The following is a 23,335-nucleotide window of genomic DNA, read 5'->3' on the forward strand; positions in this document are numbered from 1 at the left end:
CGTATAAAGATTTGTTTATATGAAGTTGTGCTTCGGCCCGCGATCTGCTAGTCAAAGCGGCAGCCGGAGCGGCTTTTATCGACGATATTCCGCTCCCAAACCATGTCTACAACGCCATTCCGAACCGGGTTCATTGCCGTGTTGGAATTGTTTTTGATTGGAGCACGCGATGACCGCAAGCCAAGATTTCGTCGTCAAGGATCTGAGCCTGGCCGACTGGGGCCGCAAGGAACTCGACATTGCCGAAACCGAAATGCCGGGCCTGATGGCTGCGCGCGCGGAATTCGGCAAGACGCAACCGCTGAAGGGCGCACGCATTTCCGGTTCGCTGCACATGACCATTCAGACCGCCGTTCTGATCGAGACGCTCAAGGCCCTTGGCGCCGATGTGCGCTGGGCATCTTGCAACATCTTCTCGACGCAGGACCATGCCGCCGCTGCGATTGCCGCCACCGGCACGCCGGTTTTCGCCATCAAGGGCGAAACCCTTGAAGAATACTGGACCTACACCGACCAGATCTTCCAGTGGCCGGATGGCCAGCCGTCCAACATGATCCTCGACGATGGCGGCGACGCCACCATGTACATCCTCATCGGCGCGCGCGCTGAAGCGGGTGAAGACGTTCTGTCGAACCCCGGTTCGGAAGAAGAGGAAGTTCTCTTCGCGCAGATCAAGAAGCGCATGGCTGCAACGCCGGGCTTCTTCACAAAGCAGCGCGATGCCATCAAGGGCGTGACGGAAGAAACCACCACCGGCGTCAACCGTCTGTACCAGTTGCAGAAGAAGGGCCTCCTGCCCTTCCCGGCCATCAACGTCAATGACAGCGTCACCAAGTCGAAGTTCGACAACAAGTATGGCTGCAAGGAATCGCTGGTCGACGGCATTCGTCGCGGCACCGACGTGATGATGGCTGGCAAGGTCGCCGTCGTCTGCGGTTACGGCGATGTCGGCAAAGGCTCCGCCCAGTCGCTGGCCGGTGCCGGTGCCCGCGTCAAGGTGACGGAAGTCGATCCGATCTGCGCCCTTCAGGCCGCCATGGACGGCTTTGAAGTCGTGACGCTCAGCGATGCCGCTCCGACCGCCGATATCGTGATCACCACGACCGGCAACAAGGACGTCATCACGCTGGACGACATGCGCAAGATGAAAGACATGTGCATCGTCGGCAATATCGGCCACTTCGACAACGAAATTCAGATTGCCGCTCTGCGCAACCTGAAGTGGACCAATGTGAAGCCGCAGGTCGATCTGATCGAGTTCCCGGATGGCAAGCGCCTGATCCTTCTTTCGGAAGGCCGCCTGCTCAATCTTGGCAACGCGACCGGCCATCCGAGCTTCGTGATGTCGGCCTCCTTCACCAACCAGGTGCTGGCTCAGATCGAGCTTTACACGCGTCCGGAAGCCTACAAGAACGAAGTCTATGTTCTGCCGAAGCATCTCGACGAGAAGGTGGCGCGCCTGCATCTCGACAAGCTGGGTGCGAAGCTGACTGTGCTTTCTGAGGAACAGGCAGCCTATATCGGCGTCACTCCACAGGGCCCGTACAAGTCCGAGCACTACAGATATTAACCATCGGTTAAGCATTCTACTACATGTTGAGACTGGACAGTTGACAGGCTGTCCAGTCTTTCTTTTTGCGCGCGACACGCTTCACGTGGATTCGTCGGAAGGGTATTGTGAAGACGAATCAAAAGCATTCCCGGCAAAAGTGTATTGCGGTTTTGATGTTCGGGAATGCGAAGAAACAATGTGTTTTGGCGGGTGTTCGCGTGGTGCGTTTTTTGCCGGTTTCGGCGGGAAGCGGCTGGTCGCTTCGTCCCTGAAACACGTTCGGCTATCGGCACTATGGCGGTGCCCGACGGTCGGTTGATGTGTTGAAATTGAAATGCGGGTGTGCGTCCGTTTGCGGAAGCACAGTCGGGTGGCGGAGAAAAGGGAAACATGCCAGAAGTCGGCTTATCGGGCACAACCCGGGGCAATTCCACAATCGGAAGAGGCAAGAGCTTGACGGTTGCTCTCGCCTGTGTTGCAAAGCCGCTTCGGCAGGTCGTCTTGAAGGCGACCGTGTCAGTTTCCGCCGTTCTTGCCGCCATGCCCGCTTTTGCGCAGGGCGCTGATGGCGCGCGCATCGAACTGCCTTTTGGCGGCGGCAGCGTCGGCGCCTTCGAAGTCATTCAGTTTTCCATGTTTGTCGGCGCCATGGGCGCGGCGCTGCTTTCCGCAGGCTGGCTCATTCGCGAGCGCGCCCGCGCTGCGAGTGAAAACAAGGAACTGCGTTCAAAACTCTCTGATCTGAGCCTTACGGCGCAGCGCAACGAAGCGCTCCTCAATCTCAAGGATCAGCGCATCGTCGTCTGGGACGGTCATACGATGCGGGCCGATGTGGTCGGGCAGTTGCCGGATGAAAGCGGCGCGCCGCAGGATCGCTCGGCCTTTCTGGCTTTCGGTCGCTGGCTGCGCCCGCAATCGGTAACAGCGCTGGAGCGCGCCGTCGCGTCGCTGCGCGAACATGCGCGCACCTTCGATCTGACGGTCGAAACCAATAATGGCACGCTGCTTGATGTTTATGGCCGTACCTCCGGCGGTCTGGCAGTCGCTCGCTTCTTCAGCCTTCAGGGCGTTCAGGCGGAGCGCGCAGCGCTTCAGGCGCAGAATCGCGAATTGTCGGACCGGATCGAGCTCCTGCGCCGCCTGCTGGAGCGCATCGAGCAACCTGTCTGGGTTCGCGATGGCAATGGCCGCATCGAATGGGTCAATCAGGCCTATGCGCGCGCTGTCGATATGCCCGATACCAGCCAGACGATCGCGGAAGGTCGCGAGCTTTTCGGTGCGCAGGCGCGGATTCGTCTGGAGCGCGACCGTTTTGCCGAGCCGGTTCTGCATGAGCAATTGCCGACAGTGGTGCGTGGCGACCGCCGGATTTTCGACGTGACCGATGTGAGCGCCGAGGGCGGTTCCGCTGGTCTTGGCTTCGATCTGAGCGAAGTCGAGCAGGTGCGTGAGGAACTGAGCCGCACGCTGAAAAGCCATGCTGAAACGCTGGATCAGCTCTCGACTGCCGTGGCGATTTTCGATCCGGAAATGAAGCTCCAGTTCTTCAATCAGGCATTTGCGAAACTCTGGTCGCTTGACACGGCCTGGCTCGAAACCCAGCCGAGCAACACCTTGCTCTTCGACCGGCTGCGGTCCGAAGGCAAGCTGCCGGAACAGCCGGAATGGCGCAAGTGGAAGGACGGTTTACTGTCTGCCTATCGCGCCGTCGAGCCGCAGGAACATATGTGGCATCTGCCCGATACGCGCACCATGCGCGTGGTCGCCAATCCGCATCCGCAAGGCGGCGTGACCTGGTTCTTCGAGAACATGACGGAAAAGTTCGAACTCGAAGGCCGCTACAACACACTGATCAAGGTTCAGGGCGAAACGCTGGATCATCTGGCCGAGGCCGTGGCGGTGTTCGGGTCCGATGGCCGCATGCGCCTGTCCAATCCGTCCTTCGCGGACCTGTGGTCATTGCCCGCCGCCATGGTCGTGGTGGGAACGCATATATCAACGATTTCAAAGCTTTGCCGTGAGCGCGGCGGAGACGGTCTCTGGGACGATTTCGTGTCCTCCGTGACCGGCTTCCTCGACCAGCGTGATGGTCGCATGGGGCAGGTGGAGCTGGATGACGGCGTGATTCTGTCCTTCGCGGTGGTGCCGCTGCCCAAGGGGCAGACCATGCTTACCTTCATCGACGTGACCGATACGGTACGCGTTGAACGCGCCCTGAAGGAAAAGAACGAAGCGCTGGAACTGGCCGACCAGATCAAGAACGATTTCGTGCAGCACGTCTCCTACGAGCTGCGTTCGCCGCTGACCAACATCATCGGCTTTACCGAACTGCTGCAGACCCCGTCCTTTGGCTCGCTCAACGAGCGTCAGGTGGAATATCTGGAGCATATCAGCACGTCGTCGTCGGTTCTGCTGACCATTGTGAACGATATTCTCGATCTCGCGACCGTCGATGCCGGCATCATGGAACTGGAAATCGGCGATGTTTCGGTGGTGGAGGCGATTTCCGCAGCTGCTTCCCGCGTGAGCGAGCGCTTGCGCGACCATGATATCGGCCTCGATGTCGATATTGCCGATGATGTGGATGTCTTCAAGGCAGACGCCAATCGCGTACGTCAGGTGCTTTTCAACCTTCTGTCCAACGCGACCAATTACGCGCCGGAAGGTTCGACCGTCACCTTGCAGGTGGCGCGCGAAGGGTCTGAAGTGGTCTTCTCTGTCCATGACGATGGGCACGGCATGCCGCCGGAAGTTCTGGATACTGTCTTCAAGCGTTTCCAATCCTATCCGAATGGTGGGCGCAAGCGCGGTGCCGGGCTCGGCCTTGCCATCGTGAAAAGCTTCGTTGAACTGCATGGCGGCAACGTCGATATCGAGACCGGTTCGGGCAGGGGAACGACCGTGATTTGCCGCTTTCCATCGGAGACACGCAGCTTCCGTGTTGCTGCCGAATAAGGTAAACGGTGCTTATGAGCGCCCAAACACAGATTCTCGAATTCTATTTGCCCGATGAAGCCGCCACACTCCGGTTTGGCGAGGACTTTGCTCTCGCTCTGCAAAAGGGCGATCTGGTCACCCTTTCCGGTGATCTGGGGGCGGGGAAATCATCGCTGGCCCGCGCGGTCATCCGCGCCATTGCCGACGATCCGGGGCTTGAAGTGCCAAGCCCGACCTTTACGCTGGTGCAAAGCTACGAAGCGCTTCGTCTACCGGTTGCCCATGCCGATCTTTATCGCCTGTCGTCGGGTGAAGAGCTTGACGAGCTGGGACTGGTCGAATTTCTGGACGATGGCGTTGTGCTTGCCGAATGGCCGGAGCGCGGGGAGGGCTTTTTGCCCGAGGCGAATTTCTCGGTCACGCTTTCGCATGAAGGGGCAGGGCGACGCATCGCCATTGCCGGGCCGAAAGCCGCGATCAGCCGTCTGGAGCGCTCGCTGGCCATTCGTGCTTTCCTTGACCGCAACGACCGGCAGGGTGCGGAACGGCGTTATCTGCAAGGCGATGCATCCCCGCGCAAATATGAAACGATCCGCAGCACGCATGGCGTCGAGATTCTCATGAACGCGCCGCAGATGCCTTATGATCCAATATTGCGTGACGGCAAGACCTACCGACAGATTGCGCATCTGGCCGAAAATATTCTGGCTTTCGCAGCCATTGATGGGCTTTTGGCCGCGCATGGTTTTCGCGTGCCTGAAATGCGCGCTGCTGATCTGGACGCAGGGTTTTTGGTTCTGGAAAATCTGGGCGTTGAGGGCGTGCGCGCCGCTACCGGTGAGCCGGTGGCGGAACGCTATAAGGCGGCAGGACGCTTTCTCGCGCATCTGCATGGGGTGCACTGGCCGAACCGCGTGCCGCTTGACGGCTATCCCGATCACCTCATCGCGTCCTTCGACCGCGATGCCATGCTGATCGAGGTTAGCCTTGTCGGGCAGTGGTATGCGCCACGCATGATGGGTCGCCAGCTGACCGACGCTGAAAAGCAGGTTTACGAAGCGGCGTGGGACAAGGTGATTGCCGATATCGCCGATGTCGAACAGAGCCTGCTGCTGCGTGATTATCATTCGCCAAACCTGTTCTGGTTTCCGGAAGCAGAAGGCAAGGACCGCATCGGAACCATCGATTTTCAGGATGCGATGATCGGTCCCGCTGCCTATGACGTCGCCTCGCTGGCGCTCGATGCGCGCGTGACGATTCCGGTTGAACTGGAACAGGCGGTCGTGGCGGCTTATTGCGATGAGCGCCGCAGCTTGGGCCATGCTTTCGACGAAGCACTGTTCCGCAAGGCCTATGCGGCCATGGGCGCGCAACGCAATGCCAAGCTGCTCGGTCTCTTCGTGCGGCTTGATGAGCGCGACGGTAAACCGGCTTATCTCAACCATCTGCCACGCATCCATGACTATCTCGGTCGTGTGCTTGTTCATCCGGTCATGGCGCCCGTGGCGGCATGGTTCCGCGAATTGGGATTGATGCAGGAAGGGCTATTGCGCAATGAAAATGCCTGAGACGGCCATGGTTCTGGCGGCGGGGCTTGGCAAGCGTATGCGCCCCATCACCGAGACAATCCCGAAACCGTTGGTCAAGGTCGCGGGAAAGCCGCTGATCGACTGGGGGCTGGACGCGCTTGAAGCCGTTGGCGTACAGAGGGCGGTCGTGAATGTACATTATTTAGCCGACCAACTTGATGCCTATCTTGCTGACCGCGCAGAGCCGCATATCGTCATTTCCGACGAGCGCGATCTGCTGCTCGATTCTGCAGGCGGCATCGTCAAGGCATTGCCGCAATTGGGAGGGGCACCGTTCTACCTCCTGAACGCCGATACGTTTTGGGTGGGCGATACATCGAAGCCCAATCTCGTGTCCTTGGGCGAGGCTTGGGACGATGCAAAGATGGATATCCTGCTGATGACGGCGGGGCTGGATCAGGCCACCGGTTTCGAGGGGAAGGGCGATTTCGTCGCCGACGATGCAGGCCGCTTGCGTCGCGCCCGCGATGTGGCGGGAACGCCGCTCATCTATGCCGGGGCCGGTATCATTCATCCGCGCATTTTTGCAGGTGCAGAGCCTGAAGTGGCGTCGCTCAATCGATATTTCGATAAGGCCATCGCTGAAGGCCGTCTTTATGGTATGCCCATGGTCGGCCATTGGCTGACGGTCGGAACACCGGAAGCGATAGCGCAAGCGGAGGTCGCACTTTCCGCGCTGGTTTGAACCGAGTTTATTTGAGCCAAGGAATTTGAGAAGGAGAGAAACAGCATGAGCAAACCAAAGCCAAGGCTGTTTTCCATTCCTTCCGGAACCCCGTTTCTCCCAGCCTTCGCCAAAGCCCTGCTTGACGGCAAACTGATCGAAGGCTTTCCCGGCAATCCCGCAGATCCTCTGGCGTTAGCCAGCGCCACGATTTATGTGCCCACGCGTCGTGCAGCCCGTGCTCTGCGTTCCGTCATCGTGGATATGAATCCGGCTAAGAGTGCTATTCTGCCCGCTATCAGACCGCTTGGCGATGTGGATGAGGACGCGGCGTTTTTCAATGCCGGGGCGGCGGGCGTATTCGACCTCAATCCGCCGATTGCAAAGGCCGAGCGGCTTCTGCTGCTGGCGCGTCTGATCCGTCCCTGGCGCGAATCTCTGCCCGCCCATGTGCGGGCGCTGTTCGGCGTTGATGACGTATCGGTTCCAGCCACAACCGCCGATGCCATCTGGCTGGCCCGCGATCTGGCCGGGCTGATGGATCAGGTGGAAACTGATGGCGCGCAATGGAGCGAGCTCGCCAGCATCGCGCCGGACGATCTTGCCGACTGGTGGCGGGTGACACTTGGTTTTCTCGATATCGTCACCAAGCTGTGGCCAGAAATTCTGGCTGAGCGCAAGCTTTCCAATCCGGCAGCGCATCGCAACGACCTGATCTGGGGGGAGGTGGCGCGCCTACGCGATAACCCGCCTCCGGGGCCGGTCATTGTGGCCGGTTCAACGGGTTCCATTCCTGCCACCGCGGAACTGATTTCCGTCATCGCGCATCTGCCGAACGGCGCAGTCGTGCTGCCGGGGCTTGATCGCGATCTGGACGATGAGGCGTGGAAGATGCTGGGCGAGGCCGAGGACAATCCTTCGACCTTCGGGCATCCGCAATATGGCCTGCACAAGTTGCTGCGCGCCATCGGGACGCTCCGCGAAGATGTCGAGCATATTGAAGACATGCCCCGCCAGAAACGGATTCTGGAGCGTGTTGTGAGCGAAGCGCTGCGCCCGGCGGAAACGACTGATGCGTGGGGCGCGCTCAGCCAGCACCCGGATATGCAACCGGACGTCCTTCTGTCTTCGGCGCATAAAATCGATCTCATTGAGGCGGCGAACGAACGCGAGGAAGCGCTGTCGGTGGCGCTGGCGCTGCGCGACGCCATCCATCAAGAAGGCAAGATCGCAGCGCTGGTGACGGCGGACCGCAATTTGGCGCGGCGCGTGGTTGGAGAACTGGCGCGGTTCGGCATTGATGCCGATGATTCCGGCGGGCGGCATTTGCGCGATGTCGAGACCTCGACGCTGCTGCGCCTGACGATCGAAACGGTGTTCAACCCTGGTGATCCGGTGGCGCTGCTGGCTCTGGTGAAGCATCCTTTGCTGCGGCTTGAAACACCGCGCATCGACCGGCGTCTCGCTGGTGAAACGCTGGAGCTTGTCGCCTTTCGTGGTGGCACGGGACGCGCTTCCGTTATCGACCTGCCAGGCTTTTTTGACAGGCGACTGGAGGAGAGCGCCAATCAGTCCTGGCGTCCGGCATGGCATGACAGCATCACGCCGGAGATGATCGCTGCCGCCCGGGCCCTCTGTGAAAATCTATCCCAGGCGGTGGCGCCGCTGGCACCTTTCGCGACAACAAGTCGGCGAACCAATATTGGCGAGATTGCGCGTGCGACGGCGCAAGCCGTTGAAAACATGGCGCGTGATGAAAACGGCAGCGTCGCCACTTTCTATTCCGGTGAGCGCGGCGAAAAAATTGCCTCGTTCCTGCGTGGTCTGGTGTCGAGCGAATCCGAGCTGGATTTCGAAGCTAGCGAATGGCCCGCTATTCTGGATGCGCTGATGGCCGGCGAAACCGTCAAGCCGCATCCGGGCGGTCATCCGCGTGTCTTTGTCTGGGGTGCGCTGGAAGCGCGTCTCCAGACGGTCGATACAGTGGTGATCGGCGGTCTGAACGAAGGTAGTTGGCCCGCCAAGACGCGCAACGATCCCTTCATGTCGCGCCCGATGAAGGCGATGATCGCACTCGATCCGCCAGAGCGGCGCACCGGCCTTGCCGCGCATGATTTTCAAATGGCGCTTGGCATGGACCATGTGGTGCTGTCGCGCTCGCAGCGTTCCGACAATGCGCCCACGGTTACATCGCGCTGGTTGCAGCGACTTGAAACCGTGCTGGGTGCCGATGTGACGAAGGACATGCGCCAGCGCGGCCAGCGTTTCGTGCACTGGTCGCGGGAGATTGACCGTGCGCCGGATGTGCCTTTCGTCAAAAGACCTGAGCCTGCGCCACCGGTCGCAGCGCGGCCCAAGCATTTTTCGGTCACGGAAGTGGAAACGCTGCGCCGCGACCCTTACGCGATCTTCGCCAAGCGCATTCTCAAGCTGCGTCCGCTGGAGCCGTTGATCCGTGATCCGGCAGCGGCGGAACGCGGTACGCTGTTCCATGACATTCTCGGACATTTCACGCAGGAAAATATCGACCCGCTGGCACCGGATGCAGCCGAGCGCCTGACGGAACTGGGGCGCATCCTGTTTGCAGATATGGATTTGCCGACCGAAATCGAAGCCGTCTGGTGGCCGCGTTTCACGGCGCTGATCCCGCAGTTTCTGGAATGGGAGCGGGAGCGCGCTTACAATGTGCAGACGCGGTTTGCGGAAATCGCCTCGGACAAGCGCGACATCGATAGTCTTGGCATCACGCTTTCGGGCCGTGCCGACCGTATCGATCTGATGCGCGACGGGACCGCCGAAATCATCGATTATAAAACTGGCTCCACGCCGTCGCCGCGTCAGGCGCATGTCCTGCTGTCGCCGCAGCTGGCGCTGGAGGCGGCTCTTCTGGTGCGGGGCGCGTTCCGTGAGGTTGGCTCGGTTCGGGCGTCCGATCTCACCTATGTGCGGCTTCGCGCCGGAGGCGAGGTGAAGCCGGAATCCATTCTGAAGATCAGCAGACCGCCATCGGAAAAGACCGCTCCCGCTTTGGGTGAGGAGGCATGGCAGCGCCTTGCCCAGCTTTTGGCTGAATATCAGAAGCCGGATAAGGGTTATCTTTCGCGCGCGCTGCCATTCCGCGAAACCGATCTTACGGGCGACTATGACCACCTCGCGCGCGTACTGGAATGGTCCGCTGGCGGCGATGCCGGTGGGGAGGGCGGCGAATGAAGAAGAAACTCTATATTCCGCCGGAAACCATCGATGCGCAGACGCGGGCAGCCGATCCCGCCGCCTCGGTCTGGGTGTCGGCCAATGCCGGTTCGGGCAAGACGCATGTTCTGACCGAGCGCGTTATCCGCCTTTTGCTCGAAGGGACCGATCCGTCGAAAATTCTCTGCCTTACCTATACCAAGGCGGCGGCTGCGGTGATGCAGAACCGCGTCTTTGCGCGTCTGTCGGAATGGGCGGTGCTGCCGGACAGTGAACTGGCCGAGCGGTTGAAATCGCTTGAAGGCCGCAGACCGGGCGCACCTCGCCTTGCGGTGGCACGGCGGCTTTTCGCCCGCGCACTGGAAACACCGGGCGGGTTGAAAATCCAGACCATCCATGCGTTTTGCGAAGCCATCCTGCATCAGTTTCCACTTGAGGCAAACATCGCCGGTCACTTCGAGATGATGGACGATCTGATGCAGGTCGCGCTTGTGGGTGAAGCACGGCGTCAGCTGCTCGAAACGGCGCATGGTGGTGGCGATGCGAATATCGCAGCCGCCTTTGCCGATGTGTTGCAGGCATCGGGCGAAATGGGGCTGCAATCGCTGCTGGACGAGGCGGTGAACCGGCGCAACGGTTTGCAGCGCTATATCGCGGAATTGGGCGTTGCCGAAACGCGCGCCGAGACCTTGCATCGCGCCTTCGGTTTCGATCGGGATGAGCGCGAAAGCGATATTCTGGCGGAGCTCTGGCCGGTTCCTGAATTCTCCGATGACGCGCTTGATCTCATTCTTTCGATCCAGAAGGGTGCTGCGCGCGCGCATGATTTTGCGCTGCAACTGAAGCGTTACGACAAGGTGAGCGTCACCCGTGACCGCGAAGCCGTGCTGCGCGCTGCGTTTCTGAAAAGCACTGGCGAGCCGAAATCCGGGTCCTATGTCGGCTCGGCGGCGGTGAAGAAGCTGCTGCCGGATTTCGAGGAAGCCTTCGATGCAGCCGCTTCCCGTGTTGAAATGGGCCTCGACCGGCTGAAGGAATTGCGCCTCGTGCGGCTCAATCTGGCCGCGCTGACGCTGATCGACGATCTTCTGCAACGCTATCATGATCTGAAGCGTAAGCGCGGTCTGCTCGATTTCGAGGACCTGATCACCCGCACCGTGGCGCTGCTTGCCCGCGACGGGGCAGGGCAGTGGGTGCAGTACAAGCTCGATCGCGGCATCGATCATATCCTCGTTGATGAAGCGCAGGACACCAGCCCCGACCAGTGGCAGGTTATCCGCATGTTGTCGGAGGAGTTCTTCTCCGGTCTCGGCCAGCGCAATTTGCAGCGCACGCTGTTTGCAGTGGGTGACGAAAAACAGTCGATCTATTCGTTCCAGGGGGCTGTGCCGGAAGATTTTGCCGCGCAGGGACGTTCGGTCAGTCTTCGCGCAGGCGATGCCGAATTGAAGTTCGAGCGCGTCAGTCTCAACTTCTCCTTCCGCTCGGCACCGGATGTGTTGCAGGCGGTGGATGAGGTGTTTGCGAGGCCGGAAGCCAATCGCGGGCTTGCCGGTGCCACGGTTCACGATGCCATTCGCGCCGACGCGCCGGGCGAGGTGGAAATCTGGGATATGCTGACGCCCGAAGCGGTGGAAGAGCCGGATGACTGGCGCGTGCCGGTCGATCATCTGGCCGCGCCCGCCGTGCGGCTGGCTGAACAGATCGCCGCCACCATCCGCTACTGGCTGGACAGGGGCGAACCCATTCCCGGTCAAAACCGCCGCATCGCGCCGCGTGATATCATGGTGCTGGTGCGCAAGCGCGATCAGTTCATGCCTGCCTTGTCGCGGGCGTTGAAGAATCTGGGTGTGCCGGTGGCGGGCGCGGATCGCCTGCGCCTCACCAGCCATATCGCCATTCAGGATCTGATGGCGCTTGGACGCTTCGTGTTGCAACCCTCCGACGATCTTTCGCTGGCTTCGCTTCTCAAAAGCCCGCTCTTCGGCTGGGACGATGACCGGCTGTTTGCACTGGCGCATCCGCGCGGGGCCGGTTCGACCTTGTTCGAACATCTCTACCGCGCCTCACGTGACGACGAGGCGCTTGCCGCCATCCACAAGACCTTGAGCCGTTGGCGCGGCATCGCCGATACCATGCCGGTTTTCGAGTTCTATGCCCGTATTCTGAGTGCTGACGGCGCGCGGCGAAAACTTCTGGCGCGACTTGGGCCGGAAGCGGGCGACATTATCGATGAGTTTCAGAACTACGCGCTCTCTGCCGAGCGGGCCGGGCTGCCCGGTTTGCAGGCTTTCCTCGAAACGCTGGATGCCGCTTCGCCGGAAATCAAGCGTGAGCTGGATCAGGGCCGCAACGAAGTGCGCCTCATGACCGTCCATGCGGCGAAGGGCCTTGAAGGCGCCGTGGTGTTTCTGGTCGATCCCGGCAGCGCCGTCTGGACCGGGAGCCGTGCGCCCAAGCTGATCCCCTATGATCTGGCGCATGACGGACCGCCGGTGAAAGGCTATCTCTGGCAGCCGAACGGGTCATGGCAGACCGCGTTTACTGCTGCTCGTATCGAAGAGCTAAAGGCCCGCGCCGAGGAAGAATACCGCCGCCTGCTTTATGTCGGCATGACGCGCGCCGAGGATCGCCTCATCATCTGCGGCTATCGCGGCACACGCGAGAGCGGAGAAACCTGGCACCGGCTGGCCGAGGACGCGCTTGCCATCAAATCGGAGACCTTTGTGCACCCCGTGCAGGGTGTCGCCGCACGACGCTATCGCAATACGCCACGCGGATTAACGGAGATTATCGAGCCGGATCAGGCGGAGGCGACGCCCTTGCCCGGTTTGCCGTCGGAATATCTGCTTCCGGTCAAGCCCGAGGCGGGGCTCCCGCGCCCGCTGGCACCATCGGGCGCGTCGGCGCTGATTGAGGCGGATGAAGAGCCGCCGCTTGATGCAAGCTCCCCTGTGCTCGGGGATATCGTCAGCGACGGCACGCCCGGCTTTGCCCTGCGGCGCGGCACGGCGATCCACATGCTGCTGCAATATCTGCCGGAAGTTCCGGAAGGCGAACGGGAAAAGCTGGCGGAAGATTATCTGGCGCGGATAGCGGGCGACTGGCCGGAGACCGAGCGCCACAATGCCGTTTTGAGGGTGAAGACGATCCTGACCGATCCGCAATTTGCGCCGGTTTTTGCGTCTGGTTCCCGTGGGGAAGTCGCAATCATGGGCACGATCAATCTTGGCGGGCGCGATCATGCCGTGTCCGGTCAGGTCGATCGCATCAGCGTGGACGAGACCCGCGTTCTCGTTGTCGACTACAAGACCAACCGACCGCCGCCCAAGACCGTCGAGGCGGTGCCTTTCGCTTATCGCGCACAGCTTGCGCTCTATAAGGCACTGCTGGAGCCGCTTTATCCGGGGCGGGTTGTGGAAACGGCCTTGCTCTTTACCGAGGGGCCGTTCCTGCTGCCGCTATCCGATGCTGTGCTTGATGAAGCCATGCAGGCGCTGAGAGACTCTCAAGGAAAGGTGAGTAACTAGAACTTGACGGATGGCAGCAGACACGCCACATGATATAGCGAAGAAAGAGCGGATTGCGTGTGAGTCTGTGAAGATGTCTGCCGTTCTTAACCATATAGAGGATAGCCCTATGGCAACCGTTAAGGTCGATAACAGCAATTTTCAGTCGGACGTTCTTCAGTCGAACGAGCCGGTCGTGGTGGATTTCTGGGCAGAATGGTGCGGTCCATGCAAGATGATCGCTCCGGCGCTCGACGAGATCGCCGCCGAAATGGCCGGTCAGGTCAAGATCGCCAAGGTCAACATCGACGAGAATCCGGAACTCGCAGCCCAGTTCGGCGTGCGTTCGATTCCGACGCTCCTGATGTTCAAGGACGGTGAACTTGCTGCCAATATGGTTGGCGCTGCTCCGAAGAGCCGCCTTGCCGACTGGATCAAGGCTTCTGCTGCTTAAGTAGAAATTATAGCAAGCAATAAAAAAACCCGGCCTTGAGCCGGGTTTTTCTTTGTTCGAAGATCAGCGGTGTGCTTACTTCGACTTGTGCTGGGTGTCGTTATGGTCTTTATCGCCCGACCGGCATTCTTCATGCGTACCGGGAAGATAATATTTCCCGTCGGCAGCAGCTTTGGTACCGGTGGGACAAACGGGCATTACAGCCTTGGTGTCCGTTTCCTTGGCGCCAGTTTCTTTTGCAATACTGGCAGCAAAGGACGGAGCAGCCGAAAGGCCCATAAAAAGAATTGTAGAAATAATAATAGTATTACGCATTATATATCCATTCTTAAAATTACGACAATTCATTCTTGGATATAAATAAAGGCGGAATTATGACTAATAAAGTAACTCATAATAGTGTAATTTTATTAGGATGGTGGTGTGTTGTTTTCTCCCAATACTTCGCCCGCCAGATATAGCGATCCGCCGATCAGGATACGCGGCGGAATTTCATCGGCTGGCCAGGTGTCGTGCAGAAGTTTCAGCGCATTGGCGACCGAGTGAACCGGTTCGGCTGACAATCCGGCCTTCTGGGCGGCGACAGCCAGCGCATCATTGGGTATACCCACATCGCTGGATGGGATCGGCACGGTGAACACATGACGCGCCATGCCCGCAAAGGCCTCAAAATAGCCGACAGGGTCCTTGGTGTTGATCATGCCGGTAATCAGGAACAGCGGACGCGCATTGCGTTCTTCGAGATCGCCGAAGGCTTCCGCGATCACCGCGCCTGCGCCCGGATTATGTCCGCCGTCGAGCCAGATTTCCGAGGTTGGCGGTGCGAGATCGACAAGCGCCCCATGCGTCAGACGCTGCATGCGCGCCGGCCAGTCCACCACCATCAGCGCCTTTTCGACGGCCTTGTCGGGGATGTTGAAGCCCGCAAGCTGCACTGTTTCGATGGCGGCGGCGGCATTGGCAATCTGGTGACGACCGGGCAGGCGCGGCAGCGGCAGATCGATCAGCCCATCCTCGTTCTGGAAGATCATGCGGCCATGTTCTTCGAAGGCGAGGAAATCCTGACCATAGACCGAAACCGGACAACCGAGCCGGTCCGCGGTGGAAACAAGCACCTCGCGCGCCGCATCGAAAGGCTGAAAGCCGACGACGACCGGGCAATCCTTCTTGATGATCCCCGCCTTTTCGGCGGCGATCAGTTCCACACGGTCACCGAGATATGCCTGATGGTCAATGGAAACCGGCATGATCAGCGATACGGCAGGTTCGGGAATGACATTGGTGGCGTCGAAGCGTCCGCCCAGCCCGACTTCCATGATGACGACATCGGCTGGATGCTCGGCAAACAACACGAAGGCCACGGCGGTGAGGATTTCAAAGACGGTGATGTGCTGGCCGCCATTGGCGGCCGCGACGCGCTCAATGGCCTCGGCCAGAACGTCGTCCTCAACCAGCTGGCCACCACCCGGCGCAGCCAGACGATAACGCTCGTGCCAGTTGACCAGATGTGGGGAAGTGTGGACGTGGACGTCAAAGCCGCCAGCTTCCAGAATGGCGCGGCAGAAGGCAGTCGCTGATCCCTTGCCATTGGTTCCGGCAATATGGATCACGGGCGGCAGTTTGAGATGCGGATTGCCGAGCTTCTCCAACAGACCGCGAATGCGGTCCAGGGAGAGGTCAAATCCTTTCGGATGCAGTTGCATCAGCCGCTCGATAGCGGCAGCCGCCTTGCCTGCCACGATCTGGCTGCCCATATCAGGCCGCCTTGCTGCCAGTGTTGCTATCGGCGTCTGGTTTTGGCGCTACAGGACTGTCGGTGTTGGCCGGCTGCTTGGTCATGATCTTCAGGAGACGTGCAATCGTTTCCTTCAGCTCGGTGCGGGGAACAACCATGTCCACCATGCCGTGTTCCATCAGATATTCAGCACTCTGGAAACCTTCCGGCAGTTTTTCGCGGATGGTCTGTTCGATCACGCGCGGACCGGCAAAGCCGATCAGTGCGCCCGGCTCAGCAATATGAATGTCGCCCAGCATGGCGTAGGAAGCGGTCACGCCGCCCGTGGTCGGGTTGGTGAGCACGACGATGTAGGGCAGGCCTGCCTCTTTCAGCATTTCCACGGCAACGGTGGTGCGCGGGAGCTGCATCAGCGAGAGAATGCCTTCCTGCATGCGCGCGCCGCCCGATGCTGCGAACAGAACCAGCGGGCGCTTCAGCTCGATGGCTTTTTCAAAGCCCTGAATGATCGCCTCACCGGCACCCATGCCGAGCGAACCGCCCATGAAGCCGAAATCCTGCACGGTGGCGACGATCGGCAGACCTTCAATGGTGCCAAGGCCGTTGACGATGGCGTCGTCCATGCCGGTGCGGGTGCGGTAATCCTTGAGACGGTCGATATATTTCTTCTCGTCGCGGAATTTCAGCGGATCGACCGGCACTTTCGGCGCGTCGAGCGTGGTATATTCGCCATTGTCGAAGAAGAAGCGCAGGCGGTCCTTCGCCTTGATGCGCATGTGATGGCCCGAAGACGGGATCACGAACTGGTTGCTTTCCAGATCCTTGTGGAACACCATCTCGCCGGTGGACGGATCCTTGATCCAGAGGTTTTCCGGCATTTCGCGACGACCAAGCATCGAATTGATCTTCGGACGAACGTAGTTGGTGATCCAGTTCATGACGTTTGGTTCCGTTTCTTGTTCTTCGACGGTTAAAGCGTGTTGCATTTATCATATGCAGGGAACACGCTTTAACTAAATGTTTTTACGCAGTCTTTATCCCAAAACCGGTTCCCACTTTTGGGAGACATGCTTTTGCATTTCCGACAGAAAGTGCAGGCGCTTTTGCGCCCGCTTATGCGGAAAAGCAACTCTACCCGCTTAAATGGACGATTTATTGGGCGGCTTCAAGGCGTGTCGTGTGAACGCTTTGCGCCAGTGCACCGACAAGTTTGCTGACAGCGGCCACAGGATCGCCCTTAAGCGCGCCCTCCGGCGTCAGTTCACCAGCCACCGCATTGACGATTGCCGTGCCGACGACGACGCCATCCGCATGGGCGGCAATGGCGGCAGCCTGTTCCGGCGTCTTGACGCCAAAGCCGACGCAGATCGGCAAATCGGTGCTCTTCTTGATGTGACGCACCGCGTCGCCGACGCGGGCCGTATCGGCAATGGCCGAGCCGGTGATACCGTTCATCGAGACATAATAGACGAAGCCCGACGAATTATGCAGAACCTTCGGCAGACGCTTGTCGTCGGTGGTCGGCGTGGTCAGGCGAATGAAGTTGATGCCCGCCTTCATGGCCGGAACGCAAAGTTCCGCATCCATTTCCGACGGCAGATCGACAATGATCAGGCCATCAACGCCGGAAGCCTTGGCATCGGTCAGGAAGCGCTCGACGCCATAGATATAGATTGGATTGTAATAGCCCATCAGCACGATCGGGGTCGTGTCGTCTTCCTTGCGGAATTCGGCGGCCATATAAAGCGTCTTGGAAAGCGACTGCCCGGCTTTCAGCGCGCGCAGACCGGCAGCTTCGATGGCCGGGCCGTCCGCCATCGGATCGGAGAAAGCCATGCCAAGCTCGATCACGTCGGCACCGGCCTTCGGCAGTTCCTTCATGACCTTGAGCGAAGTTTCGAGGTCGGGATCGCCGCCCATGAAATAGGTGACCAGCGCCGGACGGCCCTCGGTCTTCAATGCGGCGAATTTGGTGTCGATGCGAGTGGTCATACCGTGCCCCGTGGCAAAGTGCGCGCAAGATAATCGGCGATGGGTTTGCCGGACATGGCCGTCTCCATCCAAGCGCGCCGTTCAAAGTCAATAATTCCGAGTTCCCAGACGCAGGCCATCAGCAAGGGTTGTGCGGGCATGAATTCGATCTCGTCGCCGAGTTCGGACTGCCACAGCATTTCCGTTGCAATGCCGCCTTCCAGCCACCAGTGAAGCAGAAGCCAGAGGCTTTCCTCACCCTGATGGAGAATGGCGAAACCAGCGTCCAGATGCGGCAGGGCTTCAAGCCTTGCCGCAGCATTTGCGATCTGCCGGCGGGCAATGCCCACCGCAGCTTCGGCAAGCGGATTGGAAGGGTCCGCTTCGATGATGTTGAGCTTGATCGTCGCCGGGCCGCATTCCGTCAGCCCGTCGAACCATGCGGCGCGCGGTCTGTAGGTGGAAGCGTCAGCGGCGTCTTTGCCCATTCTGTCCTCAGATATCCATGCCGAGAAGCTTGCCGACCGTGTGAACGTCCTTATCGCCACGGCCAGACAGGTTGACGATCATGATCTGGTCCTTGCCCATGGTTGGCGCCATCTTGACGGCCTGCGCAATGGCATGGGCGGATTCGAGCGCCGGAATGATGCCTTCGACGCGGGTTGCAAGCTGGAAGGCATCCAGTGCTTCCTGATCGAGGATCGGCACATAATCGACGCGACCCGTATCCTTGAGCCAGGAATGTTCCGGGCCGACGCCCGGATAGTCGAGACCGGCGGAAACCGAATGGCCTTCGAGGATCTGGCCATCTTCGTTCTGGAGCAGATAGGTGCGGTTGCCGTGCAGAACGCCGGGACGGCCCGCGCTCATCGACGCGCAATGCTCGTCACCGTCCAGACCGTGACCGCCTGCCTCGACGCCGACGATCTTGACCGATGCGTCATCGAGGAAAGGATGGAAAAGGCCGATAGCGTTGGAACCGCCGCCGACAGCCGCGATGATGACATCCGGCAGACGGCCTTCCTGTTCGAGAATCTGCTGGCGCGCTTCCGTGCCGATGACCGACTGGAAGTCGCGAACCAGTTCCGGATAAGGATGCGGACCGGCAGCTGTGCCGATCAGGTAATAGGTGTCTTCAACATTCGTGACCCAGTCGCGAAGCGCTTCGTTCATCGCGTCCTTGAGCGTGCCGTTGCCAGCCGTAACCGGCTTCACTTCGGCGCCCAGCAGCTTCATGCGGAACACATTCGGCTTTTGACGTTCAACGTCCGTCGCGCCCATATAGACCACGCAAGGCAGGCCGAAACGTGCAGCGACGGTTGCCGATGCCACACCATGCTGGCCAGCACCGGTTTCGGCGATGATGCGCGTCTTGCCCATGCGCTTGGCGAGCAGAATCTGACCGAGGCAGTTGTTGATTTTGTGGCTGCCGGTGTGGTTCAGGTCTTCGCGCTTGAAGTAGATTTTTGCACCGCCCAGATGCTTGGTCAGCCCTTCGGCATAATACAGCTTCGACGGGCGACCGGCATAATAGGTCGAAAGGGCGGAAAGCTCGGCCTTGAATTCAGGATCGTTCTTGGCCGTTTCATAGGCCTCCTGCAATTCGAGGATCAGCGGCATCAGCGTCTCGGCGACGAAACGTCCGCCGAAAATACCGAACATGCCCTCTTCGTCCGGGCCTGTCTTGTAGGAATTGGGTTCAACCGGCTTGTTCAACGCTTCAGCTCCGTCATGTTCAGGCGCGTTTTGCGGATGGTGACACATCCGCATCGGCGACAGCCTGGAAAAAATCTTCAATGAGACGCACGCCCTTAACGCCGGGTGCGCGCTCGACGCCGGACGATATGTCGATGCCCGGCGCGTGCGTCTCGTGCAGCGCCTCGGCAATATTGCCAGCGTTCAATCCACCGGAAAGCATGTAATCGACATCCGCGTCAAGCGCATCGAGCAGGCCCCAGTCGAAGGAAACCCCGTTGCCGCCCGGCAATTCCGATCCCTCCGGCGGCTTGGCGTCGAACAGGAAGCGGTCGGCAATGCCCTTATAGGGCGCGATGGCGGCCAGATCGTCGGCGCTGCGGATCGCAAAGGCTTTCATGACCGGCAGGCCGTAGCGTTCCTTCACAAAGCGCACGCGCTCAGGCGTTTCATGGCCATGCAATTGCAGAATATCCGGTTTTACGGCGCTGACGATTTCATCCAGCGTCGCATCGTCGGCATCGACCGTCACGGCAACAGCTTTAGCGCGGCCAAGCGCGGCAGGGCGCAAAACGGCTGCGGCGTCCGGCGTGATATTGCGCGGGCTTTTGGGAAAAAAGATAAAGCCGATATGCGTCGCACCGCCGTTGAGAGCGGCAGCGACTGTATCAGGCGTTTTCAGCCCGCATATCTTGATATCCAAAGCCATGGTTTCCCGTCGCACAAAACGGTGCGCTTCTCAAGCAGTTCGCAGATATTCGCAGCTATTCTCTCACGGTGTGTCCGTCAAAACCGCGTGCGATCAGAAAATCATACGCTTCCATGACCTCCATGGGAACCGCCTGCGCAATCTGGTAGCCTTTGGCGGGATAGTCCAGAATGCGCTCCAGATCGCCGGTCATCTCGTTGATGAGCATCTCCACCGGATAGGAAGGCGTCGGCTGTTCTTCAAAGGAAAGGAGCGGCGCCGTCACGCTTGCCTTTGCTTCCGGCCATTGCCGGGCGACGGTGGCATGCACGCGGCGCTGGGTCTGCGGCTTGGTGACGAAAATCGGGCTGATCACGCCGGGCAACATTTTTTCCAGCGAGAAGCGGATATTCTCGCCGATATTGGTGGCGTTGGGCTCGATGGTGATTGCCTCTTCCGGCACTCCGCGCCGGATCGCCACTTCGGCAAAGGCTTCCGCTTCGCTGGCAGGATAGAGATTTTCGGTCCAGTGACCGCTTTTGCCGGTGAAGATCACCAGCGGCGCCATGCCTTCAAGATAAAGATCGGCAGCGCGTTCGGCGACGCGCAGATCATAGCTGCCAAGGCCGATGATGACATCGGATGCCGGAATGGGATCGTAAATGCAGTGGTAGTCCCACAGCACCTTGGCGGCGGTCAGTATCGATCGGTTCATGTAAAGTCTATAGCCTGTAATGCGCTGCCATTTCGCTTCAGCCACGCCTTGCAGCGTTCCGTATCGGGGCAAAGCTCCTGACAGAGTTTCCAGAATTGCGGCCCATGATTCATCTCGATCAGATGCGCGACTTCATGCGCGACGAGATAGTTGATGACGGCCGGTGGCGCCATGCCGATCCGCCATGAAAAGGAAAGAACGCCATCGGAGGTGCACGACCCCCAGCGGCTCTTGGTGTCCTTGAAGCGGACGGCCTTGGCCTTGCGACCGACGCTTGCCGTGTGGCGGATGACGAGCGCCTCTATATCGCGCTTCACCTGCCCTTTGAGATAGTCTGCCAGACGGCGTGGCAGATGGGCGGGGTCGCCGTGAACCAGCAGCACATTGCCTTCAAGGAGGTCGACCGTGCCGCGTCCGGGCCGATGTGTAATCAGATGCGGCACGCCGCGGATCGGAATTTTCACGCCGGGGCGAACACCCGGCTGATCCGGCAGTTTGGTGATGCGGCTTTCGATCCAGCCCTGATGGCGCTTGAGAAAACTCTGCACTTCGCGCTCGGGCAGTCCGGGCGGAACAGTGATGCGCAGGCCTTTTCCGCCAGCTTCGATGCGCAGCGTCAGCCGTTTGGCGCGCGGGTTTTCGAAGACACGCAATGACAGCTCGCGACCGGCCACCGCATGGATGCGTTCGCTCCGGACAGTTGCCGTATTGGCAGATGCCCTGTTGCCGCTGATTTGCCGAAGGAAGGATAAGCCCATCGCGCAAGAATAAGCGATTCGTGCGAAAAGCCAGACAAAAAAGCTGTTTTAAGCAAAACGGCGCGGAAAACCCGCGCCGTTTCAATAGTTTTCAAGCTGTTATCCGCGATCAAAGATCGGTGATGTCATTCTTGTTGCCCTTTGCTGGCGTCTTCTTGGCTGCAGCGCGACGCTCAGCCATGAAGCGGTCGAACTCTTCCTTGTCGCGTGCGCGGCGAAGCTCTGCGGCATAGGATTCGAATTCGGCGCGGGCTTCGTCAAGCTTGCGGCGCTCTTCGGCAAGGCGGTTCAGTTCTTCGCGACGCCAGTCGTCGAAGGCTGCGTTGCCAGTTGCGCTGCCGAAGTTGAAGCTCTCGCTTTTGCGGCAGTTGCGGAAAGAACCGAACATGGAATCGGTCTTCTCGTTGACGCCGCGCTTGAACCCTTCGAGGCGGTCGCCCCAAAGAATATAGGCGAGCATGGCAAGGCCAAGCGGCCAGAAGAGAAAGAAGCCGAGCACCATCAGCGCAATCGTGGCTGGCGTCCATGCCGGTCGTATCAATGCGGAATTGGTCATGGTCTGCTCCATAAAATCAGGCCTGCCAGGTCCACATCATGCGGACATTTCGTGTTTGGCGGCTTGATTTCGAATTGGTGAGGGGATTGCGGCATTTCAAGCATGTCGCAATCCGATTCCAGTGCGATTCAGAGGGAGTCAGAGCTAACCAATGTGATTATCTCGAAATTTTTTTCCGAAAATGTTCGAGAAAAGTAACGGCAAGCCCGGCTATCAGGGCCCAGAAGGCCGAACCGACCCCGAAGAATGCCATGCCGGAGGCCGTCACAGCGAAAGTGATCGTGGCGGCAAGGCGCTCCGGTTCGTCCTTCAAGGAAAGCGACATGGCGTTGATGAACGGGCCGGTCAGGGCAAGACCGGCGACCAGCGCGATCAGCGTTGTCGGCAGCACGGCGAAGATCGCAACCAGCGATGCGCCGAACAAAGCGAACACAACATAGATTGCCGCATAGACCGGCCCGGTCAGCCAGCGCTTGGTGGGATCGGGATGGGCATCGGGATTGGTGCAAAGTGCTGCCGAAATCGCCGCCAGATTGGTGGTGGATGCACCGAACGGTGCCGACAGTATGGAGAACAGACCCGTCACGCGCAGGCAGGCGCTGGTCGGCGGTTCATAGCCGGATGCGCGCAGCACCGCAAAACCGGGCAGGTTCTGCGACGCCATGGTGACGAGATAGAGCGGCAAGGCGAGGCCGATCATCGCGCCCAAATGAAATTCCGGCCAGACGAGGGTGAGCGTCGAGATTTCCGGTGCGGGCAGGGTTGGCGAGCGGCCTGAGACAAGCGCGAAGATCATCCCTACCACCAGAACGGCGATGACTGCCAGCGACGGGTTGAAGAGGCGGATCAGGAAGAACAGCGCTACCAGCGGCAGCACGAAAACGGGATCGAAGGGAACAGTCTTGGCGGCGGCGATGACGAAGCTGAGCAGTACGCCCGCAAGCATGCCCGAGGCGACGGAGGCCGGTATGCGCGAGACCAGCACCGAAAGCTGGCGGATCAGTCCGGTCGCGATCAGCGCAATCGCCGTCACGATGAAGGCGCCGACGGCTTCCGCCATGGTGAAACCGGCGCTTGCGCCGATCAACGCCAGTCCGGGCGTCGACCATGCCGCGATGATCGGCATGCGATAGCGCGTGCTGAGCCAGGCTGAGGTGGCGGCGATGGAAAGACAAATGGCCGTGACCCAGCTCGCTGTTTCGGCCTGTGTGGCGCCCAGAACCTGTGCGGCGGCGATGATCAGCGCCAGCGTGCCCCCGAAGCCAACAATGGCCGCAACCGCCGATGACGCGATGACCGAAAAGCGCATGATGATGCCCC

Annotated in this window: 18 protein-coding genes; 7 read left to right on the forward strand and 11 right to left on the reverse strand. The window is 59.8% G+C overall.

Features of this window, described 5'->3' with window-relative positions; all coding sequences use genetic code 11:
- The first annotated feature begins 169 nt into the window (after positions 1-169).
- The 7 genes from ahcY to trxA all read left to right on the forward strand — a co-directional run bounded on the left by ahcY (position 170) and on the right by trxA (position 13,897).
- The gene (gene ahcY, locus D8666_RS06505; RefSeq protein ID WP_109370048.1) at positions 170-1,570 is read left to right on the forward strand and encodes an adenosylhomocysteinase; all 1,401 of its coding nucleotides are present in this window, start codon (positions 170-172) and stop codon (positions 1,568-1,570) included.
- 372 nt (positions 1,571-1,942) lie between these two features.
- Positions 1,943-4,507 (forward strand): sensor histidine kinase, encoded by a 2,565-nt coding sequence (locus D8666_RS06510; protein WP_109370049.1) that lies wholly within the window; start codon positions 1,943-1,945, stop codon positions 4,505-4,507.
- 14 nt (positions 4,508-4,521) lie between these two features.
- Positions 4,522-6,057: a tRNA (adenosine(37)-N6)-threonylcarbamoyltransferase complex ATPase subunit type 1 TsaE gene (tsaE, locus tag D8666_RS06515; RefSeq protein WP_121536922.1), complete on the forward strand. Its 1,536-nt coding sequence runs from the start codon at positions 4,522-4,524 to the stop codon at positions 6,055-6,057.
- Positions 6,044-6,763, forward strand: coding sequence for a nucleotidyltransferase family protein (locus D8666_RS06520; RefSeq protein WP_121536924.1), 720 nt, complete (start codon positions 6,044-6,046; stop codon positions 6,761-6,763). The genes tsaE and D8666_RS06520 overlap by 14 nt, the downstream gene beginning before the upstream one ends.
- 45 nt (positions 6,764-6,808) lie before the next feature.
- Positions 6,809-9,952, forward strand: a complete 3,144-nt coding sequence (addB, locus tag D8666_RS06525) for a double-strand break repair protein AddB (RefSeq protein ID WP_121536926.1) — start codon at positions 6,809-6,811, stop codon at positions 9,950-9,952.
- The gene (gene addA, locus D8666_RS06530; RefSeq protein ID WP_121536928.1) at positions 9,949-13,464 is read left to right on the forward strand and encodes a double-strand break repair helicase AddA; all 3,516 of its coding nucleotides are present in this window, start codon (positions 9,949-9,951) and stop codon (positions 13,462-13,464) included. Before addB ends, addA begins: the two co-directional genes overlap by 4 nt.
- Before the next feature lie 109 nt (positions 13,465-13,573).
- Positions 13,574-13,897 (forward strand): thioredoxin, encoded by a 324-nt coding sequence (trxA, locus tag D8666_RS06535; protein WP_078337659.1) that lies wholly within the window; start codon positions 13,574-13,576, stop codon positions 13,895-13,897.
- A gap of 75 nt (positions 13,898-13,972) precedes the next feature.
- On the opposite strand, the gene D8666_RS06540 is transcribed toward trxA, so the two are convergent.
- The 11 genes from D8666_RS06540 to D8666_RS06590 form a co-directional block, all read right to left on the reverse strand.
- A complete protein-coding gene (locus D8666_RS06540; RefSeq protein WP_147437988.1) occupies positions 13,973-14,212 on the reverse strand; it encodes a hypothetical protein in 240 nt (79 codons plus the stop codon).
- Positions 14,213-14,307: 95 nt separating this feature from the next.
- Positions 14,308-15,600, reverse strand: coding sequence for a bifunctional folylpolyglutamate synthase/dihydrofolate synthase (locus tag D8666_RS06545; RefSeq protein ID WP_209445966.1), 1,293 nt, complete (start codon positions 15,598-15,600; stop codon positions 14,308-14,310).
- Positions 15,601-15,652: 52 nt separating this feature from the next.
- Positions 15,653-16,570 carry an acetyl-CoA carboxylase, carboxyltransferase subunit beta gene (gene accD / locus D8666_RS06550; protein ID WP_109370341.1) on the reverse strand — a complete coding sequence of 306 codons (918 nt, stop codon included), beginning with the start codon at positions 16,568-16,570 and terminating at the stop codon, positions 15,653-15,655.
- Positions 16,571-16,784: 214 nt separating this feature from the next.
- Complete coding sequence (gene trpA, locus D8666_RS06555; protein ID WP_121536932.1) at positions 16,785-17,624, reverse strand: tryptophan synthase subunit alpha; 840 nt, start codon at positions 17,622-17,624, stop codon at positions 16,785-16,787.
- Positions 17,621-18,091 (reverse strand): hypothetical protein, encoded by a 471-nt coding sequence (locus D8666_RS06560; protein WP_109370056.1) that lies wholly within the window; start codon positions 18,089-18,091, stop codon positions 17,621-17,623. Before D8666_RS06560 ends, trpA begins: the two co-directional genes overlap by 4 nt.
- 7 nt (positions 18,092-18,098) lie before the next feature.
- On the reverse strand, positions 18,099-19,319 hold the full coding sequence (gene trpB / locus D8666_RS06565; protein WP_121537430.1) for a tryptophan synthase subunit beta: 1,221 nt from the start codon (positions 19,317-19,319) through the stop codon (positions 18,099-18,101).
- Between the two features lie 19 nt (positions 19,320-19,338).
- Entirely contained in the window at positions 19,339-20,007 is a 669-nt protein-coding gene (locus tag D8666_RS06570) for a phosphoribosylanthranilate isomerase (protein ID WP_121536934.1), read from the reverse strand.
- Between the two features lie 55 nt (positions 20,008-20,062).
- Complete coding sequence (locus D8666_RS06575) at positions 20,063-20,701, reverse strand: YdcF family protein (protein WP_121536936.1); 639 nt, start codon at positions 20,699-20,701, stop codon at positions 20,063-20,065.
- Positions 20,698-21,459, reverse strand: a complete 762-nt coding sequence (locus D8666_RS06580) for a M48 family metallopeptidase (protein WP_109370059.1) — start codon at positions 21,457-21,459, stop codon at positions 20,698-20,700. Before D8666_RS06580 ends, D8666_RS06575 begins: the two co-directional genes overlap by 4 nt.
- Before the next feature lie 109 nt (positions 21,460-21,568).
- Positions 21,569-22,015, reverse strand: a complete 447-nt coding sequence (locus tag D8666_RS06585; protein ID WP_109370060.1) for a DUF2852 domain-containing protein — start codon at positions 22,013-22,015, stop codon at positions 21,569-21,571.
- 157 nt (positions 22,016-22,172) lie between these two features.
- Positions 22,173-23,324 carry a benzoate/H(+) symporter BenE family transporter gene (locus tag D8666_RS06590; protein ID WP_121536938.1) on the reverse strand — a complete coding sequence of 384 codons (1,152 nt, stop codon included), beginning with the start codon at positions 23,322-23,324 and terminating at the stop codon, positions 22,173-22,175.
- Positions 23,325-23,335 lie beyond the last annotated feature (11 nt).

The organism is Ochrobactrum soli (assembly GCF_003664555.1).
Taxonomy (GTDB): domain Bacteria; phylum Pseudomonadota; class Alphaproteobacteria; order Rhizobiales; family Rhizobiaceae; genus Brucella; species Brucella teleogrylli.

Excerpts from the sequence above, each read along its gene's own strand:
- ahcY (WP_109370048.1), top strand. The coding sequence starts at position 170 with ATGACCGCAAGCCAAGATTTCGTCGTCAAGGATCTGAGCCTGGCCGAC.
- D8666_RS06510 (WP_109370049.1), top strand. The coding sequence starts at position 1,943 with ATGCCAGAAGTCGGCTTATCGGGCACAACCCGGGGCAATTCCACAATC.
- tsaE (WP_121536922.1), top strand. The coding sequence starts at position 4,522 with ATGAGCGCCCAAACACAGATTCTCGAATTCTATTTGCCCGATGAAGCC.
- D8666_RS06520 (WP_121536924.1), top strand. The coding sequence starts at position 6,044 with ATGAAAATGCCTGAGACGGCCATGGTTCTGGCGGCGGGGCTTGGCAAG.
- addB (WP_121536926.1), top strand. The coding sequence starts at position 6,809 with ATGAGCAAACCAAAGCCAAGGCTGTTTTCCATTCCTTCCGGAACCCCG.
- addA (WP_121536928.1), top strand. The coding sequence starts at position 9,949 with ATGAAGAAGAAACTCTATATTCCGCCGGAAACCATCGATGCGCAGACG.
- trxA (WP_078337659.1), top strand. The coding sequence starts at position 13,574 with ATGGCAACCGTTAAGGTCGATAACAGCAATTTTCAGTCGGACGTTCTT.
- D8666_RS06540 (WP_147437988.1), bottom strand. The coding sequence starts at position 14,212 with ATGCGTAATACTATTATTATTTCTACAATTCTTTTTATGGGCCTTTCG.
- D8666_RS06545 (WP_209445966.1), bottom strand. The coding sequence starts at position 15,600 with ATGCAACTGCATCCGAAAGGATTTGACCTCTCCCTGGACCGCATTCGC.
- accD (WP_109370341.1), bottom strand. The coding sequence starts at position 16,570 with ATGAACTGGATCACCAACTACGTTCGTCCGAAGATCAATTCGATGCTT.
- trpA (WP_121536932.1), bottom strand. The coding sequence starts at position 17,624 with ATGACCACTCGCATCGACACCAAATTCGCCGCATTGAAGACCGAGGGC.
- D8666_RS06560 (WP_109370056.1), bottom strand. The coding sequence starts at position 18,091 with ATGGGCAAAGACGCCGCTGACGCTTCCACCTACAGACCGCGCGCCGCA.
- D8666_RS06570 (WP_121536934.1), bottom strand. The coding sequence starts at position 20,007 with ATGGCTTTGGATATCAAGATATGCGGGCTGAAAACGCCTGATACAGTC.
- D8666_RS06575 (WP_121536936.1), bottom strand. The coding sequence starts at position 20,701 with ATGAACCGATCGATACTGACCGCCGCCAAGGTGCTGTGGGACTACCAC.
- D8666_RS06580 (WP_109370059.1), bottom strand. The coding sequence starts at position 21,459 with ATGGGCTTATCCTTCCTTCGGCAAATCAGCGGCAACAGGGCATCTGCC.
- D8666_RS06585 (WP_109370060.1), bottom strand. The coding sequence starts at position 22,015 with ATGACCAATTCCGCATTGATACGACCGGCATGGACGCCAGCCACGATT.
- D8666_RS06590 (WP_121536938.1), bottom strand. The coding sequence starts at position 23,324 with ATGCGCTTTTCGGTCATCGCGTCATCGGCGGTTGCGGCCATTGTTGGC.